At 34.2% G+C, this 17821-nt stretch carries 15 protein-coding genes; 8 read left to right on the top strand and 7 right to left on the bottom strand.

The genetic code is table 11. From position 1 onward, the window contains the following. Window positions 1-3 precede the first annotated feature (3 nt). The 6 genes from porM to H526_RS0121925 form a co-directional block, all read right to left on the bottom strand. Window positions 4-1551 carry a type IX secretion system motor protein PorM/GldM gene (gene porM, locus H526_RS0121950; RefSeq protein WP_027395012.1) on the bottom strand — a complete coding sequence of 516 codons (1548 nt, stop codon included), beginning with the start codon at window positions 1549-1551 and terminating at the stop codon, window positions 4-6. A 42-nt stretch (window positions 1552-1593) separates the two neighbouring features. Further along, a complete protein-coding gene (porL, locus tag H526_RS0121945) occupies window positions 1594-2220 on the bottom strand; it encodes a type IX secretion system motor protein PorL/GldL (RefSeq protein WP_027395011.1) in 627 nt (208 codons plus the stop codon). Between the two features lie 90 nt (window positions 2221-2310). Beyond that, window positions 2311-3684 (bottom strand): T9SS ring complex lipoprotein PorK/GldK, encoded by a 1374-nt coding sequence (porK, locus tag H526_RS0121940; RefSeq protein ID WP_027395010.1) that lies wholly within the window; start codon window positions 3682-3684, stop codon window positions 2311-2313. 110 nt (window positions 3685-3794) lie between these two features. Further along, window positions 3795-4958: a formimidoylglutamase gene (locus H526_RS0121935; RefSeq protein ID WP_027395009.1), complete on the bottom strand. Its 1164-nt coding sequence runs from the start codon at window positions 4956-4958 to the stop codon at window positions 3795-3797. A gap of 9 nt (window positions 4959-4967) precedes the next feature. Further along, window positions 4968-7466, bottom strand: coding sequence for a type I DNA topoisomerase (gene topA, locus H526_RS0121930; protein ID WP_027395008.1), 2499 nt, complete (start codon window positions 7464-7466; stop codon window positions 4968-4970). A 199-nt stretch (window positions 7467-7665) separates the two neighbouring features. Next, entirely contained in the window at window positions 7666-8448 is a 783-nt protein-coding gene (locus tag H526_RS0121925) for a hypothetical protein (protein ID WP_027395007.1), read from the bottom strand. 138 nt (window positions 8449-8586) lie between these two features. Here H526_RS0121925 and miaB point away from each other — a divergent pair, with 138 nt between their 5' ends. The 8 genes from miaB to H526_RS0121885 all read left to right on the top strand — a co-directional run bounded on the left by miaB (window position 8587) and on the right by H526_RS0121885 (window position 16265). Beyond that, a complete protein-coding gene (gene miaB / locus H526_RS0121920) occupies window positions 8587-10032 on the top strand; it encodes a tRNA (N6-isopentenyl adenosine(37)-C2)-methylthiotransferase MiaB (protein WP_027395006.1) in 1446 nt (481 codons plus the stop codon). Window positions 10033-10066: 34 nt separating this feature from the next. Further along, the gene (locus H526_RS0121915; RefSeq protein ID WP_027395005.1) at window positions 10067-11326 is read left to right on the top strand and encodes a sigma-54 interaction domain-containing protein; all 1260 of its coding nucleotides are present in this window, start codon (window positions 10067-10069) and stop codon (window positions 11324-11326) included. Window positions 11327-11361: 35 nt separating this feature from the next. Beyond that, window positions 11362-11865, top strand: a complete 504-nt coding sequence (locus H526_RS0121910; RefSeq protein ID WP_233557497.1) for an LptE family protein — start codon at window positions 11362-11364, stop codon at window positions 11863-11865. 19 nt (window positions 11866-11884) lie between these two features. After that, complete coding sequence (locus H526_RS0121905) at window positions 11885-12826, top strand: hypothetical protein (RefSeq protein ID WP_027395003.1); 942 nt, start codon at window positions 11885-11887, stop codon at window positions 12824-12826. 9 nt (window positions 12827-12835) lie between these two features. Continuing rightward, complete coding sequence (gene secG / locus H526_RS0121900; RefSeq protein WP_027395002.1) at window positions 12836-13168, top strand: preprotein translocase subunit SecG; 333 nt, start codon at window positions 12836-12838, stop codon at window positions 13166-13168. A 149-nt stretch (window positions 13169-13317) separates the two neighbouring features. Further along, on the top strand, window positions 13318-13593 hold the full coding sequence (locus H526_RS0121895; protein ID WP_027395001.1) for a co-chaperone GroES: 276 nt from the start codon (window positions 13318-13320) through the stop codon (window positions 13591-13593). Between the two features lie 79 nt (window positions 13594-13672). Beyond that, window positions 13673-15310, top strand: a complete 1638-nt coding sequence (gene groL, locus H526_RS0121890) for a chaperonin GroEL (RefSeq protein ID WP_027395000.1) — start codon at window positions 13673-13675, stop codon at window positions 15308-15310. Window positions 15311-15494: 184 nt separating this feature from the next. Further along, window positions 15495-16265 (top strand): hypothetical protein, encoded by a 771-nt coding sequence (locus H526_RS0121885; RefSeq protein WP_027394999.1) that lies wholly within the window; start codon window positions 15495-15497, stop codon window positions 16263-16265. Between the two features lie 18 nt (window positions 16266-16283). On the opposite strand, the gene H526_RS0121880 is transcribed toward H526_RS0121885, so the two are convergent. After that, window positions 16284-17765, bottom strand: a complete 1482-nt coding sequence (locus H526_RS0121880; RefSeq protein ID WP_245591237.1) for a helix-turn-helix domain-containing protein — start codon at window positions 17763-17765, stop codon at window positions 16284-16286. Between the last annotated feature and the right edge of the window lie 56 nt (window positions 17766-17821).

The raw sequence follows: 17821 nt of genomic DNA, 5'->3' as shown, positions 1-17821 counted from the left end.
ATTTTAGTTCGTTAACTCAATGACAACTGGAGATATTTTTTTCAATTTATATCCCTTATTCGTTTTTAACTGAGCTTTGATATCCATTACCTGAACTGTAGATCCTCTCTTTGCTTTCTTAAGTGCAGATTTTGCTCTTGAATCCAATCTACGTCCTCTTACATTAATAGTAGGCTGACCACTTACTTTAAACTTAAAGCTAGTTACGTCTAACTTAATATCAAAATCGAAATCCGGTAGTATTGCTCCAATAGAAGCTTTCTCTAAACCACTTTTGGACATTTTAATACTTCCATCTTCACCTCTTGCAGTACCTACAGGTCTTGGAATATCTTTAATTCTAAATTTCTTACTATCACTAACAGTAGTTCCATTTGGAAGTTTACCACTTACTTTGATAGCAACTTCTCTTGCTTTAACTGTAGTAACATTCATTACATATTTACCAGCTCCACCGCTTTTCTTTAGACCAGGTGCACTTGCACTAACTGCAGGAACTCCAGGAATAGAAATCGTCATAGGATTCTGAACTCCTCTATATACCACATTCATTTTATCAGCTGAAATTACAGCAGAATTTGGTTTTGGGATAACAGCGTAAGTACTTTGAATCTTAATTGGTATGATAGAATCACCTTCTTTAAACTCAAGTACACCGTCTATTTTTCTTTCTCCAACATTTCCAGCTGGGAAATCTAACATAATCTGACCGTTCTGAACTTCAGTTTGCTCCTTACCATTAACCATTACTTTCGTTGGCTTTAATGTAGCGTCAAAACGACCAAGAACAATACGTCCTTTAAATTTCTCTCCACTAAAGAAAGCAGTTTTATCCGGAACAACTATCGCTTCATAATTACTAAACGATAATTCAGAAGCTTGCTGTCCAGCTAATAAAGCAGATAACACTTTACTTTCTGTAGTTTTAACATCAGCTTGCATTTGAGTTAATTTAGTAAGAGAAGCTACTAAAGGAAAACCTTCGAAGTTATATTTCAACCAGTCTACTTTTACCTTATCTCTGTTTTCTACATCTTCTGTAGAGAAAGCTTTCTCAACATCAGTTGCTACTTGACCATCAACTTCTTTTACAGAACGGATAGCTGTAACAACTCCTTCTCTATATGTCTTGATTTTTTCAAGGAACTCCGACGCAGCTGCTGAAGTTTTACCTCCTTCAAAGAATTTAGTATCTAAAGCATCAGGCTTATCCATTGTCTCGTAATCTGTTGGATCATCAGCTGTTTCTAATAACTCAGACTTTAATTGTTCCACATATGCATTAAATTCGTTAGAATAAGTACTGATTTCATCAGCCTTCTGCTTAAGTGGTGTATATTTTTCCGGTTGTTCCGAAACTTTGTCCGCTAATCCAGTCATAAATGCTGAATTACGTTCAGTAGCAATAGTATTAGCTGCTGTAAGTTTTTCATTCATTAAACCGAATGCAGATAATACTTCTTTTGACATATTTAATGCCATCATCGCTATAAATACCAAGTACATAAGATTGATCATCTTCTGCCTTGGTGATAATTTTCCTCCTGCCATATTTCTATATTTTGGTAGTTATTTTTTAAATTAAGTTAAATACTAGTTTCTGTTCATAGCACTTAACATACCACCATATACTCCATTAAGAGAAGACAGGTTACTAGACAAGCTCTTCATTTGCTCTTCAAGCGCTTTAGCGTTATCAGCAATTGCAGCATTAGCTTCAGCTTGTTTTGCAGAAGATTCTAATTGTACTTTGTACAAACTGTTCAAAGATTCTAAGTGAGTGGCAGCAGCGGCCATTTCTTCACTATATTTTTTAGTTCCTTGGATAGCATCCACACTAGGTGCAATACCTTTAGCAGCACCTTCGAAGTTACGGATACTTTCTCCAAGACTATTCATTAAATTTGTATCTAATCTAGCCTCTTTAAGCATATCATCTAATTTTTTAGATAATAAACCTTCAGGAGTTTGAGCTTCTTTCTTATCTCTTTTACTTCCACCAGCTAACTCTGGATATACTAGAGACCAATCTAACTCATCATCTACTGGTTCGAATGCAGAAACTGTAAATACAAGTGCTTCTGTAATTAGACCAATGATAAGCATCTCGTTTCCAAAAGGCCAGTGCATAATTTTAAATAAAGCTCCAAGGATTACTACAGCCGCTCCGAGACCGCATACCATGTTCATTAACTTCTTGCTTGATTTTGAATTTGCCATAATAAATGTGTTTAGTTTTTTAAATTTTTTAAATATTAAATTAAAAAAGGGTTAGTAATTAAGGTTGATAGATAAATTTTGGGACTTATTCTAATTCTGATTTTGGGTATTATCTTCTCCAGTAACGTCAGTACCCATATAATCCTGTACCGTTCTGAATCCAATATAACTTCTAGCTGAATCCGCGTATTCGTAATCTCTCGTACTTACCTGTAGGAAATAAGCAACATCTTTCCAAGATCCACCACGTACAACTTTTCGTTTGTTCTGATCATCATTAACATTCGGGTTCATTGATGATACATATTCATAGGCTGCAGGATCATAAGAAGACTGCACCCATTCTGAAACATTTCCAGCCATATTATATAGGTTATAATCATTAGGCTCAAATGTTTTAGCTTCTACCGTATAAAGGAAGTTATCCGCAGCATAATTACCACGTAAAGGTTTAAAGTTCGCTAAGAAACAACCTCTATCATTTAGCGCATATGGACCTCCCCAAGGATATGTTCCTGATTCTAGACCACCTCTAGCTGCGTATTCCCACTCAGCCTCTGTAGGTAATCTAAAATAATTTACGAATTCCTTGTTACGTTTTTTCTGATAAGAATTTTTTTCGATAGTTCTCCAAGTACAAAAAGCTTTTGCTTGTTCCCAAGAAACTCCAACTACTGGATAATCATCATACGAACTATGCCAGAAATAATCATTATGCATTGGTTCATTATAAGAATAATTAAAATCTTTAATCCATACTGTCGTATCAGGGTATACTTCGATTACTGTTTCCTTAACAAAATCTTTTCTTCTTCCCTTCTTAGCACGAGCAGCAGCTTGAATATCCATCCAAGTAAACCTGAATTTAAAATTCTGCACATCAAATGTTCGTCTACCGTTATAAGATTCTTCTAAAGGAATGTATAAAGAATCCATAACTTCTGTATAAAACTCATCAGGATAATCTTCCGTATCCCATTCGATGTCTATATCTTTATTAAGTTTACGACCTTCGTAACCAGTTTCACCTGTTCCACTATAATTGTCGTATACATATTTTTCATAAACAGACATATCTTCTGTGTTCGCATCAAGGAAAGCATATTCTCCGATACCATCATCACCTGGGGTTTTACCCAAATCATCAGCCATGATAGCTAACTTCATTCTGATTGTAGAATCACGAACCCAGCGAACAAATTGTCTATATTCACTGTTAGTAACTTCAGTTTCGTCCATGTAGAAAGAACGAACAGTAACTGTTTTCGTAGGTGCATTAGCCAATGCAGCTTTGTCATCATCAGATTTACCCATGATAAACGATCCTCCGGGGATGAGGGCCATTCCATAAGGTTTCTCTGGATGCCATTTTTTACCCTTTACTCCGACTAGTTCTCCGCGGTTTCCTCCACCACAACTATAGAGCATTGCTACAATAGCAAAGAGTGATACAAATTTCTTCATAACGTGTTTTAGGTTAAGATCTTTGAGATTTAAGGTCGTAAACCTATTTATTTATTTCCAGAAAAACAATTTTTTTCTAAAAAAAACCTTAAATCTCCCTAATAAAAATGTTAAACTTCGTTTTTTCGTTTTGCCTTATACCATCTTTCAGGTATTTCTTGATTACAAGCACGCTCATAATCGTTGTATGTGCAAGGTAATAACGTGTGTCTTTTCAATTTATTATTTCCAGATGAAATAAATGGTATTTCTATCCACCATCTTTCTGTTTTAGGACTCTTATAAAATGAAAGAACCTCGTCTTCTATTGGAACATTATAATGAAGCGTTCCTGCTTGATTCTTAATATCCAGTTCGTTAGACCTATAATTAACTCCTTCAATAAAATACCATAATATTTGAGCAATTAATAAAGCTGTGGTTTCTTCATGTTTAAAATTTTTAAATTCATACACTCCAAAACTTTTTACTTTATCGCTAATACCTGCATATCTTGCTATAGCACAAATCTCTCTTCCATTAAATCCATTTGGAGAAGCGTATTTATAGTCAAGACAGGTAGAACTCATCGCGCCAAGATCAATAGCTACAATATCAGCATCTCTCATAATTGGCTCAACAATAGTAACATCATGAGTAACCTCTCCTAGCCTATAGGCATCGAAATATAGCTTTTCAATAAGATCTATCTCTTCTTGAGAATTAAAATAAGTTTGATACCCAATGTTACTATAATTAAAAAGATTATATGGTTGCTCTACAATAATTTTACCAACGAAAGAATTATTTTTTATCGGTTGAGAAGTATTTCCTAAATCAAATCTACTATCTACATTTACTAAGTTAACCATCCTTTCTAAAATATCGAAAGCACGATATTGACCATACACCAAATCTTGACTTCCTCCAATAATTAGAGGTGTAACATTTTTTTGAAGTAGCATTGAAAGAACATCTTTCATTAAAAAATAGGTATCACTAACCTCTTCTCCAGGAATAATATCTCCAAGATCTACAATCGAAGTATCCCAGTTGCCTGGGAAAAGATCATATAAAGATTTACGAATGGTATCAAAATAAAGATCCTCTCCTAAAAAATTAATATCATTCCTATTTTCTCTAACACCAATTATTGCAATGTTCACCTTATCTAACTCTGGCACTCCATACTCGGAGGTATGGATCTTAATTTCTTTTCCAAGTGCTTGATCTGGAAGCAAAGCAACATGCGCAGCTACTATTTCGCTAACCGGCGAAAGGAATTCTAACGACATATTTTAAGCTTATTTCTTTTTAGTAGTCTTTTTTGTAGTTTTTTTCTTTGCTGTCTTTTTCTTTGGAGCATTCTTTTCAATAAGATCTTTCACTTTCTCTAAAGTAAGCTTAGTAGCATCCACGGTTTTAGGTAATTCAATTTTAGTTTTACCTTTTATTATATTACTTCGGCCCCATCTTGCTTTCTCAACCCTGATACCTTCTTCTTCCCAATTGTGAATTACTTTATCTATCTCTTTTTGTTTCTTTTCTTCAATAAGCTGAATTATATCTTCATCAGAAAGATTATCAAAGTCATATTTTTTATTCACATTAATAAACATACCTTTCCATTTAATAAATGGACCAAATCTACCTGTACCTTTCTGTACCGGTAAATCTTCATAGGTATATATAGGAGCATCTGCTTTCTCCTTTGCATCAATAAGCTCTATTGCTCTCTCAAGAGAAGTACTTAATGGATCTTCTCCTTTATCTAAAGAAACAAATTTAGCTCCAAATTTCACATAAGGTCCAAAACGTCCATTATTAACAGTAACTGTTTCTCCCTTATAATCTCCAAGTTCCTTTGGTAATTGAAACAAATCCATTGCCTCTTCAAAAGTAACACTACTTAATGTTTGTCCCGGAGCCAAACTAGCAAACCTAGGCTTATCCTCATCTTCTGCCGTACCAATCTGCACCATAGGGCCAAATTTACCTAAACGAACACTTACTGGTTTTCCTGATTCTGGATCTTCTCCCAAAATTCTTTCTCCTACTTCACGTTCCGCATTCTGAGCAACATCCTCCACTCTAGGATGAAACTCATCATAAAACTCCTTCATCACATGTGTCCAGTCCTCTTGACCTTCAGCAATTTCATCAAAGTCCTGTTCTACTTTTGCAGTAAAATTATAATCTAAAATAGAGGAAAAATGATTTACTAAAAAGTCATTAACTACCATACCTACATCAGTTGGAATTAATTTTCCTTTATCACTACCAACTTTTTCCTTTAGATTTTTTTCTTTAATGGCATCTCCAGAAAGCGTAATCTGTACATATCCTCGTTCTTCTCCTTCTTTAGAACCTTTCTCTATATAGTTTCTATTTTGAATAGTAGAAATTGTTGGCGCATATGTAGATGGACGACCAATACCTAATTCTTCTAACTTCTTAACCAAAGCTGCTTCTGAATACCTGCTTGGCGGTCTTGTAAACCTTTCGGTAGCGGTTACATAATTATTAAACAAACTCTCTCCCACCTTCATTGCAGGAAGAATTCCACTTTGTTCTTCATCTTCATCATCATTGCCCTCTAAATAAACTTTTAGAAAACCTTCAAATTTTATCACCTCTCCATTTGCAACGAATTGCTCATTATGTGAAGTCGATCCAATTTTAACATTGGTTCTTTCTAATTTAGCATCACTCATCTGTGAAGCGATCGCTCTTTTCCAAATTAATTCATACAAGCGTTGTTGATCATGATCAACAGGAACTGTATGCCTGGCAAAATCTGTAGGTCTTATCGCTTCGTGAGCTTCTTGAGCACCTTTTGATTTACCTTTATATTGCTTAGGATTACTATACTCATCTCCATATGCAGAAATTATTTCTGCTTTTGCACTATTCTGGGCTTCGGTAGACAGGTTAACACTATCCGTTCTCATATATGTAATCAATCCTGCTTCGTATAGACGTTGCGCCATGGTCATTGTCTTACTAACAGAAAAATATAGTTTTCTCGAAGCCTCCTGTTGTAGTGTAGATGTTGTAAATGGGGGAGCTGGAGATTTTTTTGCCGGTTTTGTAGTAAGATCTGCGACTTGAAATCCTGCTCCAAGATTTTTTTGTAAAAATGCTTCAGCTTCAGCTTTTGTTTTAAAGTTCTTAGGTAATTTTGCTTTAAAAGACTTTCCTTTTTCATTAGAAAACTCAGCATCAATACGATATGAAGCTATAGGTGTAAAACCAAGTATATCACGTTCTCTCTCTACGATTAAACGAACTGATACCGATTGTACTCTACCAGCAGATAACCCTCCCTTTACTTTTCTCCATAATACGGGAGATAACTCATATCCTACTAACCTATCCAGTACTCTTCTGGCTTGCTGCGCATTTACCAGATTATAATCTATACTCCTTGGATTCTCTATTGCTTTAAGTATAGCTTTCTTAGTAATCTCATGAAAAACAATACGACGGGTTCTCTCTTTATCCAACTTCAACTCCTCTGCTAAGTGCCAAGCAATAGCTTCTCCTTCTCGATCTTCATCACTCGCCAACCAAACCATCTCGGCCTTCTTAGAAAGATCTTTTAATTTCTTAACCACATCTTTCTTATCCTTGGAGACAATATACTTAGGTTTAAAACCTTCTTCTACATCTACTCCAAGTTCTTTTGCCGGCAAATCAGCAATATGTCCGAAACTAGAAGCTACTTTATAGTCTTTTCCTAGAAACTTTTCTATTGTCTTTGCCTTAGCTGGTGACTCCACAATCACTAAATTCTTAGCCATAATCCTTTTTTTTCATCTGTTGATAATTAATGTCTATTAGTTTACAGATGGAATCTCTAATAAACATTTTTAGTTGGTAGTTACCCAGCCACGAGGGCTTTTTTCTGAGAACAAAAGTATACCAATTTTTCGAGATCAAAATTTTTTCTCAGAAATTATCATAAAAAAACCTGCAGATTAGCAGGTTTTGTTTTATTTATTATTCTACAATTACGTTCCAGCTTTCAGATTCATTTTCATTTTCAAAACCTATACCGTCTTTATATAAATAATATATAGGCAAGTAGACAAAAGAAGCCGTAAAGAAAACTCCTATAAAACACAATATCATTCCTACTATTTGTGCTAACATTGATGAAATAAAAATCAATCCGAAAGCGATTAACCAAATTTTATTTCCGAATTTAAAACTTGCCTTGATTAAATCAGAAGCACTGACATCTGGATTAAAAGCAAAAATAACCCCTAACAATTGCAAAGGAACTATAACATAAAAAAGAGGGAGATAGCATAGAGATGCTGCTAATAACGCAATCCCAAAAGTTGCTATCGCTAACGTAAATATTTTACCTAAATATTTACCTTTAAAAAACATAAAATAACTGGTGGTCTGGGGAAGCCCCATATCCACCTGTTTACAAACCCTATAAAAATGAGCCGTTATAGCTAATTGAAACGCAGAGGCTACCATAGATACTATAATAACTAATATTACAAATAAAATTCCCATACCTATAGACAAGTCTTCTTGAACATACCCATAATCTCCATAACTATTTTCTAATCCAGCCACTCCAATTATTGCAAAAAGAGGTATATAAATCACAATAAGTAAAGGGATCATTATAACCAAAGAAATTAACAAATGAACAAAGCCCTGCAACCAGACTTTCTTAAAAAGCTCTATACTATTATTAAAAATATTTCCAAAATCGACAGAATTACTGTTTTCTATTTTTTCAAAGAGCTGGTTGGAATTCATAATGCGTATGGATTTAGTTAATTAGTTATCTCAAATATAAATATTTAAACAAATATAACACTGCCACTTTGTCATATATCGTTTTAAAGAGTATCTTTGCACACTATTTGAGTTAAATCAGCAAGGACATTATTATACATGGAGAAGATTATTGACGAGAACATTCAAGGACAGGCATTGTCTTTAGATAATAAAGAAGGAAACACTAGGAAGCTTTTTATTGAAAGCTATGGGTGTCAAATGAATTTTAGTGATAGTGAAATTGTTGCTTCAATTTTAGCAAAAGAAGGATTTAATACTACCCAAAAGCTTGAAGATGCTGATTTGGTCCTTGTAAACACTTGCTCTATTCGCGAAAAAGCAGAACTTACGGTAAGAAAACGTCTGGAAAAATATAATGCTGTAAAAAGAATTAACCCAAAAATGAAAGTAGGTGTTCTCGGATGCATGGCAGAACGTCTTAAAAGTAAATTCCTAGAGGAAGAAAAAATTGTAGACCTTGTAGTTGGTCCGGATGCATATAAAGACCTTCCTAATCTCATTGAAGAAGTAGACGCAGGGCGTAACGCAGTGAATGTAATACTCTCTAAAGAAGAAACATACGGAGATATTTCTCCTGTTCGCTTACAAAGCAACGGTGTTTCTGCATTTGTATCTATCACCAGAGGCTGTGATAATATGTGTACATTTTGTGTAGTTCCTTTCACAAGGGGTAGAGAACGTAGCCGTGATCCACAAAGTATCATGGAAGAAATCGATGACTTAGCTGCAAAAAAATTCAAAGAAATTACCCTATTAGGTCAAAATGTAGATAGCTATCTATGGTACGGTGGAGGATTGAAAAAAGACTTTGAAAAAGCAAGTGATTTTCAAAAAGCTACTGCGGTAAATTTTGCTAAGTTATTGGATATGGTTGCAGAAAAACATCCTAAAATAAGATTACGTTTTACTACATCTAATCCTCAGGATATGACATTAGATGTTATAAAAGTAATGGCAAACCATAAAAACATTTGTAAATATATCCACTTACCTATACAGAGTGGTAGTGATCGCATTCTTAAAGAAATGAATCGTTTACATACTCGTCAAGAATATTTTGAATTAATCGACAATATTAAAAGGTTGATTCCTGATTGTGCTATTTCTCAGGATATTATCACAGGGTTTCCTACGGAAACCGAGGAAGATCACCAAGATACATTATCCTTAATGGAATATGTAAAATACGAATACGGGTTTATGTTTGCTTATTCTGAACGCCCAGGAACTTTAGCTGGTCGTAAATTAGAAGATGATGTTCCTGAAGCTACTAAAAAGAGAAGACTTAACGAAATTATTACAGCTCAACGCCGTCATAGTACTGAAAGACATGAAGCATTCTTAGGTAAAACTATGGAAATATTAATCGAAAAAGAATCAAAAAAATCCAATGCACACTGGAGTGGAAGAAATACTCAGAATATAGTCGCCGTTTTCCCTAAAGGAGATTACAAAATTGGAGATTTTGTAATGGTTCGTATTGATGAGTGCACCAGTGCAACACTACTTGGAGAGGCTGTTGGATACTCTGATAATAATTAAAAAAACAATTTAAACAACCAATATAGTTTATCACATGGAATCAGTTCAAGCCACAAAACAGCGATTCGGTATTATAGGAAACGATCCTAAACTAAACCGATCCATAGAAAAAGCTATTCAGGTAGCTCCTACGGATATATCGGTTCTGGTTACTGGAGAAAGCGGTGTTGGTAAGGAAAGTATCCCAAAAATTGTTCATTCGTTATCACATCGAAAACACGGTAAATATATCGCTGTCAATTGCGGTGCTATTCCAGAAGGAACAATCGATAGTGAACTATTTGGTCATGAAAAAGGAGCCTTTACCGGAGCTACCTCAACCAGAAGTGGATATTTTGAAGTAGCAGATGGTGGAACTATATTTCTTGATGAAGTTGGAGAGTTACCACTAACAACACAAGTAAGACTATTAAGAGTACTAGAAAATGGTGAGTTTATTAAAGTAGGATCGTCTAAAGTCCAAAAAACTGATGTACGAATTGTGGCAGCAACAAATGTAAATATGTTCGAAGCTATCAAAAAAGAAAAGTTTAGGGAAGATCTATATTATCGCCTAAGTACAGTAGAGATCCTATTACCTCCTTTGCGAGATCGTGAGCAAGACATACACCTCTTATTCAGAAAATTTGCTTCTGATTTTGCTACAAAATATAAGATGCCAACTATTCGACTAGAAGATGCTGCTGCTCAATTACTAGAGAAATATCATTGGAGCGGTAATATCAGGCAATTACGCAACATTGCAGAACAAATATCAGTCCTTGAACAAAACAGAACGATATCCGCTAGCACATTACGAGGATATTTACCTGATATTGGAAGTAATTTACCCGCTATAATATCTTCGGACAAAAAAGATAGTGATTTTAGCAATGAACGAGAGATACTATACAAAGTGCTTTTTGACATGAAAAACGATCTTAATGATCTCAAAAAGCTGACGATGGAATTAATGCAAAGTGGAAATTCTCAACAGGTACAGAAAGAAAATGAAGGGTTAATTAGAAAGATTTATCGGGAAGAAAAAGAAGAAGAAACACCTTTTGAAGAACCTGTAACGCAAACAACAGAAGTTTTACAAATAACCCCTTCTGACACAATTAAAAAAGACGAAGACAAATATCATTTTGCAGAGGAAATTGAAGAAGAAGAAACTCTTTCCTTACATGATAAAGAATTAGAGTTAATTAAAAAATCTCTGGAACGTCATCGCGGAAAAAGGAAAGCGGCGGCAGAAGAATTAGGAATAAGTGAGCGCACCTTATATAGAAAGATTAAACAATACGATCTTTAACACAAAAAATAAACACTCATTAAAAACATATAAAATTGGTACACAAAATTAAATATACCATTGTAGCAATCATCGGAATTATTATAATCCAAGGATGTGGGGCATACTCTTTTAGTGGAATAAACACTACAGCAACTACATTTCAAGTAGGTTTTTTCCAAAATCAAGCATCAATCATTATCCCTGGAATTGATCAAACGTTTACCAATCAGTTACAAGATTTGATATTAAATCAAACTAATCTAGACCTGGTAACTTCTAACGGAGATATTGCCTATGAAGGCGAAATTGTTCAATATTATGTAGCCCCAACCAATGCAACATCAGCAAACACAGCTGCACAAAACAGACTTACCATTGCTGTAAATGTTCGTTTTTATGACATAAAGAACCCTAAGGAAGATTTAGAACAACGTTTTTCATTCTTTTTCGACTACCCAGCTACACAAGCTGAGACAGCTGTTAGAGATGAAGCTGTCCAAATAATCTATGACAGAATTACTCAGGATATACTAAATGCTACATTAGCAAAGTGGTAAAACCTTAAATTATTATTTTTTGAATACCAAAGAACTTACATATCTATTTCAAAACCCTTTATCTATAAAAAAGGAACAAACAGAAAATCTAGTGAAAATCATTCAAGAGTTTCCTTATTTTCAGTCTGTAAGATCTTTACTCTTAAAAGGGCTTAAAGAAGATGAAAACTTCAGATACAATCAAGAATTAAAAACTACAGCAGCTTATACTACTGACAGAGGAGTTTTGTTTGATTTTATAACATCTGAGCTCTTTAATAGCAGTATCAAAACACTTGATACAGAAAAGAAGATCAATAGTGATATCGATGTTGTAGACGCGCAAGAAGTTAAAGTACTCGAAAGAATCTCCATAGACGATGCTGTATCCATGAATATGGAAGAAGCTGAAGATGTACTTGACCCATCTTTGTTCTCTCATAAAGATGAAGATACCCCTAATAATATTACAATTGCAGAAACAATCATAGAACAATCAGAAAAAAATAATAAACCTGAAAACACTATAATTGCAAAAGATGCCGAAAAAGAATTGGATATAGATAAACCATTTGATTTTGATAAAAAAGAAGCGCATTCTTTTGCAGAATGGTTAAAACTTTCGTCCATACAACCAATTGACAGAGAAACTGAAGTAAAAAATCAAACCGAAGATAAAAAAGGTGAAATTGAAAAACCTTCTGACCAAGAACACAAGTTTAACCTTATCGATGAATTTATTGCCAACAACCCAAAGATCAAACCAGCAGAAAAAAATGCCCCATCTCGAAATTTAGCTAATGAACATATGGTAGCTCCAGACGAGCTAATGACAGAGACTTTGGCTAGAGTTTATTTAGCTCAAAAAAAATACAAAAAGGCAATTCAGGCATATAAAATATTAATTTTGAAAAATCCCGAAAAAAGTGGTTTCTTTGCAGACCAAATTCGAGCGGTAAAAAAATTACAAGAAAATAAATAACAATATATAATGACAACGTTTTCAATCTTTTTAATATTAATCGTAGTTGTGTCATTTTTACTGGTAGTAGTAATTATGGTTCAAAACCCTAAGGGAGGAGGTTTATCGTCTTCTTTCGGTGGAGGAGGAACACAACAATTAGGCGGTGTAAAAAAAACCACAGATTTCTTAGATAAAAGTACTTGGGCATTAGCAACACTGCTATTAGTTCTTATTCTTTTATCTAATGTAGACTTAATGGATGGAGCTACAAATCAAGATCCAACAGTAGACACGAATGATGTAGAATTGATTCAGGATGCACCTGTTGCTCCTGCAACGGATGACACACCTGAAGAATAATTCAGTTTATGAAACCAAGATACAATGCCGACTTGTCATACAGTCGGCATTTTTTGTTTCAATTTGTCAGTATCAAGCCACTGGCATAATTTCTGAAATGCATAGCATCAAATAATTCATTTTAATTTAAAAATATAAAACCAATAATAATGGGAGTAAATATTAAACCTCTTTCGGATCGTGTGGTTATTGAGCCACTTCCAGCGGAAACGCAAACGGCATCAGGATTATACATCCCTGATTCAGCACAGGAAAAGCAACAAAAAGGTAAAGTAGCTGCTGTAGGTAGCGGTAAAAAAGATCACGAAATGACCGTAAAAGTTGGTGATACTGTACTTTATGGAAAATATTCTGGTACTGAATTAAAATTAGACGGTAACGATTATTTAATAATGCGCGAGGATGATATCCTAGCAATCGTTTAACATTCAATCAAAACACAAATCTAAATTTTTGATACCCTGAAGTAAATCAGGAATTCAAGATTAAAAAATTAAAAATATTATGGCTAAAGACATAAAATTTGATATAGAAGCACGTGACGGAATCAAACGTGGTGTAGATGCATTAGCAAATGCAGTAAAAGTAACCTTAGGGCCTAAAGGTCGTAATGTAATCATTAGTAAATCATTTGGTGCTCCTCAGGTAACTAAAGATGGTGTTTCTGTAGCTAAAGAAGTAGAATTAGAAGATGCTCTAGAGAATATGGGAGCGCAAATGGTAAAAGAAGTAGCTTCTAAAACAAATGATCTTGCTGGAGACGGTACAACTACTGCTACCGTTTTAGCACAAGCTATCGTAAAAGAAGGTCTTAAAAACGTAGCTGCTGGAGCTAATCCAATGGATCTAAAACGTGGAATAGACAAAGCCGTTTTAGCAATTACAGCAGATTTAGAAAAGCAGACTAAAGAAGTGGGAAGCTCTTCGGACAAAATCAAGCAAGTAGCAGCTATTTCTGCTAACAATGATGAAACTATTGGAGATCTTATTGCCAAAGCTTTCGGAAAAGTAGGGAAAGAAGGAGTTATTACAGTAGAAGAAGCTAAAGGAACAGATACTCACGTAGATGTTGTAGAAGGAATGCAGTTCGACAGAGGATACCTTTCTCCATATTTCGTTACTAACAGCGAGAAAATGACTGCAGATTTAGAAAATCCTTATATTCTTTTATTTGACAAAAAAATATCAGCAATGAAAGATTTATTACCTGTTCTTGAGCCAGTTGCTCAAACAGGGAAGCCTCTTTTAATTATTGCAGAAGATGTAGACGGAGAAGCATTAGCAACACTAGTTGTAAATAAACTTCGTGGCGCATTAAAAATCGCAGCTGTAAAAGCTCCCGGTTTTGGTGACAGACGTAAAGCTATGTTAGAAGATATTGCTATTCTAACAGGAGGTACTGTAATTTCTGAAGAAAGAGGATTTACTTTAGAAAACACAACTATTGAACATTTAGGTACTGCAGAAAAAGTAGCTATTGATAAAGACAATACAACTGTTGTAAACGGAGCTGGTGCTGAAGATTTAATCAAAAACAGAGTAAATCAAATCAAATCTCAGATCGAAACAACTACTTCTGATTACGATAGAGAAAAGCTACAAGAGCGTTTAGCTAAATTAGCTGGTGGTGTTGCTGTTTTATATGTTGGTGCTGCTTCTGAAGTAGAAATGAAAGAGAAGAAGGATCGTGTGGATGATGCACTTCATGCTACTCGTGCTGCAGTAGAAGAAGGTATTGTTGCTGGTGGAGGTGTTGCTTTAGTTAGAGCTAAATCTGTTCTAGAAAAAGTAAAAACTGAAAACGCTGATGAAGCTACAGGAATACAAATTGTAAACCGTGCTATAGAAGCTCCATTAAGAACGATTGTAGAAAATGCAGGTGGAGAAGGATCTGTTGTAATCTCTAAAGTATTAGAAGGCAAAGACGATTTTGGATATGATGCAAAATCCGAAGCATATGTAGATATGCTAAAAGCTGGTATCATTGACCCTAAAAAAGTGACTCGTATTGCTTTAGAAAATGCAGCTTCTGTCTCAGGAATGATCCTTACTACGGAATGTGCATTAATTGATATCAAAGAAGATGCTCCTGCTGGAGGTGGAATGCCACCAATGGGTGGAGGAATGCCAGGAATGATGTAATAGCAAATTGCTATAGATATAAAATTAGCTAGTTTATGCTAAAATACTTAACCCCGTTTCAAAAATTTGAAACGGGGTTTGTTTTTAATATCAATATTGAATTCCCAATGATTAAAACCTTTTTCTAAAAATAGTATCTTTGGATTCATAAAAAAATAAACCAACTTTAACCTTCACTAGTAGTATGCCTAGTCTATATGATGACTTATTTGAAGAAGATGGAAAGAAGAGCAAAGCCAATGATTCTAAATCCCAGCCTATAGACCTGGACAATGATCGTTTTCAAGAAACAGGAAAAGAGTCATTAGATGAGATATTAATACTATCAAAACAATTTAATACAAAGGCAGAGCCATTTTCTAAGCTACTTACCAATACCAGAGCAATCGATCATGAAATCGAAAAAGGAATCATTGATTTTTTCTTAGTTGCAAAAGATAAATACGATCAAGGTACTTTAGCAAAAGAACGTGATTACTATAATTTACTTCAAAACAAATTTGAAGCTGTCATTACCTCAATGCGAGATCTAGGAAGCATACACCTAGAAACAATTAAACAATTTAATCGTGATATTGATAAGGATTATTATTCCATCCAAAAGACCGATAAGCAAGTACAATCAGATAAAGAAATAGCAATTGATCATATCAATATGCAAAGAAAAATTCTTGCAGATGCAGCAGCAAGTTTATCAATTCTAGAAGAAGCTTTAGCAAATACCGAAGATCGATTACGCAATTATATCAACGCTGGAGGAGTAAATAACATCTCTCGTTCTGAATGCGAAATTTTAACACAAAAGCGTATAGATTTAACCAGCGGAAAATCATATCATTTTGATTATTCATTTTTCAAAATGAATTTATTAGATAAAACAGCTATCGCAATGGGAATGTATTTAAAAGAGACTACATCACAATATTTAAATAAATTAAATAACGTTTTTCGTTAATAATTGAACTAATTGTAATTACGAATACTCCTTAACAATATCGGCTACCAATCTAGAAGTTCTTTTATATTTTTCTTTTGCTAATAATCGCTTTGGTGGTGCTTTTCTAACCTCGCAATCCATAATAGAACAAGATTCGCAAGTAACTCCAACCTTCACCTTTGGAATTTTAGAATCATTAACAAATGCAATTTTTTTCTCCAAAGAAGATGATATTAAAAATCCAATACCAATACTACGATAATAATCTTTTCTAAATGGATCTTTGGTAGCAGACGTAAACACAAGATATTGTTGATCCGTATCTGCATAATCAGAAATCTGAATATCGAAAGAATAAGATAGATCATCACTTGCAGTACGTTGTAATGTTTTAATAGCCATCCATCTCCTACAGTAATGCTCATTAATCTCATTTGCATGAGGTTGTTGTTGATGCGTGATATGCAATTCCTTCACTAAATTAAATCGCTCCATTCCTTTTCTATGAGTAAACCTTAAAAAGAAAACATTCTGCATTCCAAAATCCTTAGGCAAAATATTAGTTAGACGTTGGTAAAAGGATTCTGGAGAAGCATTATACAGCTTCATTATTTTATGAAAAGATTTTTCGGAAAAACGTTTTCCAGTAAAAAGATCTTTTAGATGGCCTTTTAAATGATTCCTAGGTATAATTAATGCCCCTGCAAAATAAGAAGCATAAAAATTATGCAATACCTCTTCGAAATTATCATAACGTATCCAAGAAAAAGTATAAGGTCGCTGTTTAATCTCCATATATTGATACCCCAACTCCTTTGCATAGATAAATGTTTTCTGCGGCTCATCTACTCTATCTGATAAAAGGAGTGTTTTTGTTGATGGTACAAATACAGATCTCAGATTATCCAACTCTTCGTGATGCGGTATTCCTGCAGTATTAATAGTATAACCATACTCCTCGATCAAAATCTCTTCTAATTCTGACGCAGCAATATTACCCGACAAGTCTAATTGATAAGAATTGGCAAATCGTACGGCAGTATCTTCTAAATCCTTGAAAAAATTGTTATGCGCTTCTTGATAAGATCGTAAAGAAGCTAAATAAAAACCTTCTCTACTCATATTATAATGCTGAGCAATTTCTATGATAGTACTTATAAATGCATTTACCTTAGAAGGGGCATTCGCGATAATATCAATAAGGTCACTTTGCTGGATTCCAAATAACTCTAGTGGAATTTCATCAAGAATTCCTGACTGTAAAATTTCTCCAATTGGAGCAAGGTTTTTATCTAATTTTAAGGAAACTAAACTATCATAAGGCACCTCTAAGGTTTCTGCAAGCTTAATTATCTTATCTGTTTTTGGATATTTTTTTCCTTTTTCTATCTCATTAAGGTACGACTTAGACAACCCACTTAACTTGGATAAACCAAAAAGCGACAAGTCTTTATCTGCCCGTATTTGCTTGATTTTCAGACCAAAAATCAATCTAATATATTCTTCTGCTATTGCCATAAAGCCAAAAGTAGGGATTTTCGCGAATATTTTCAAAAACAAAAAATTCACATTTA

The organism is Aquimarina latercula DSM 2041 (assembly GCF_000430645.1).
GTDB lineage: Bacteria > Bacteroidota > Bacteroidia > Flavobacteriales > Flavobacteriaceae > Aquimarina > Aquimarina latercula.
This window is presented reverse-complemented; position numbering and strand designations above follow the sequence as displayed.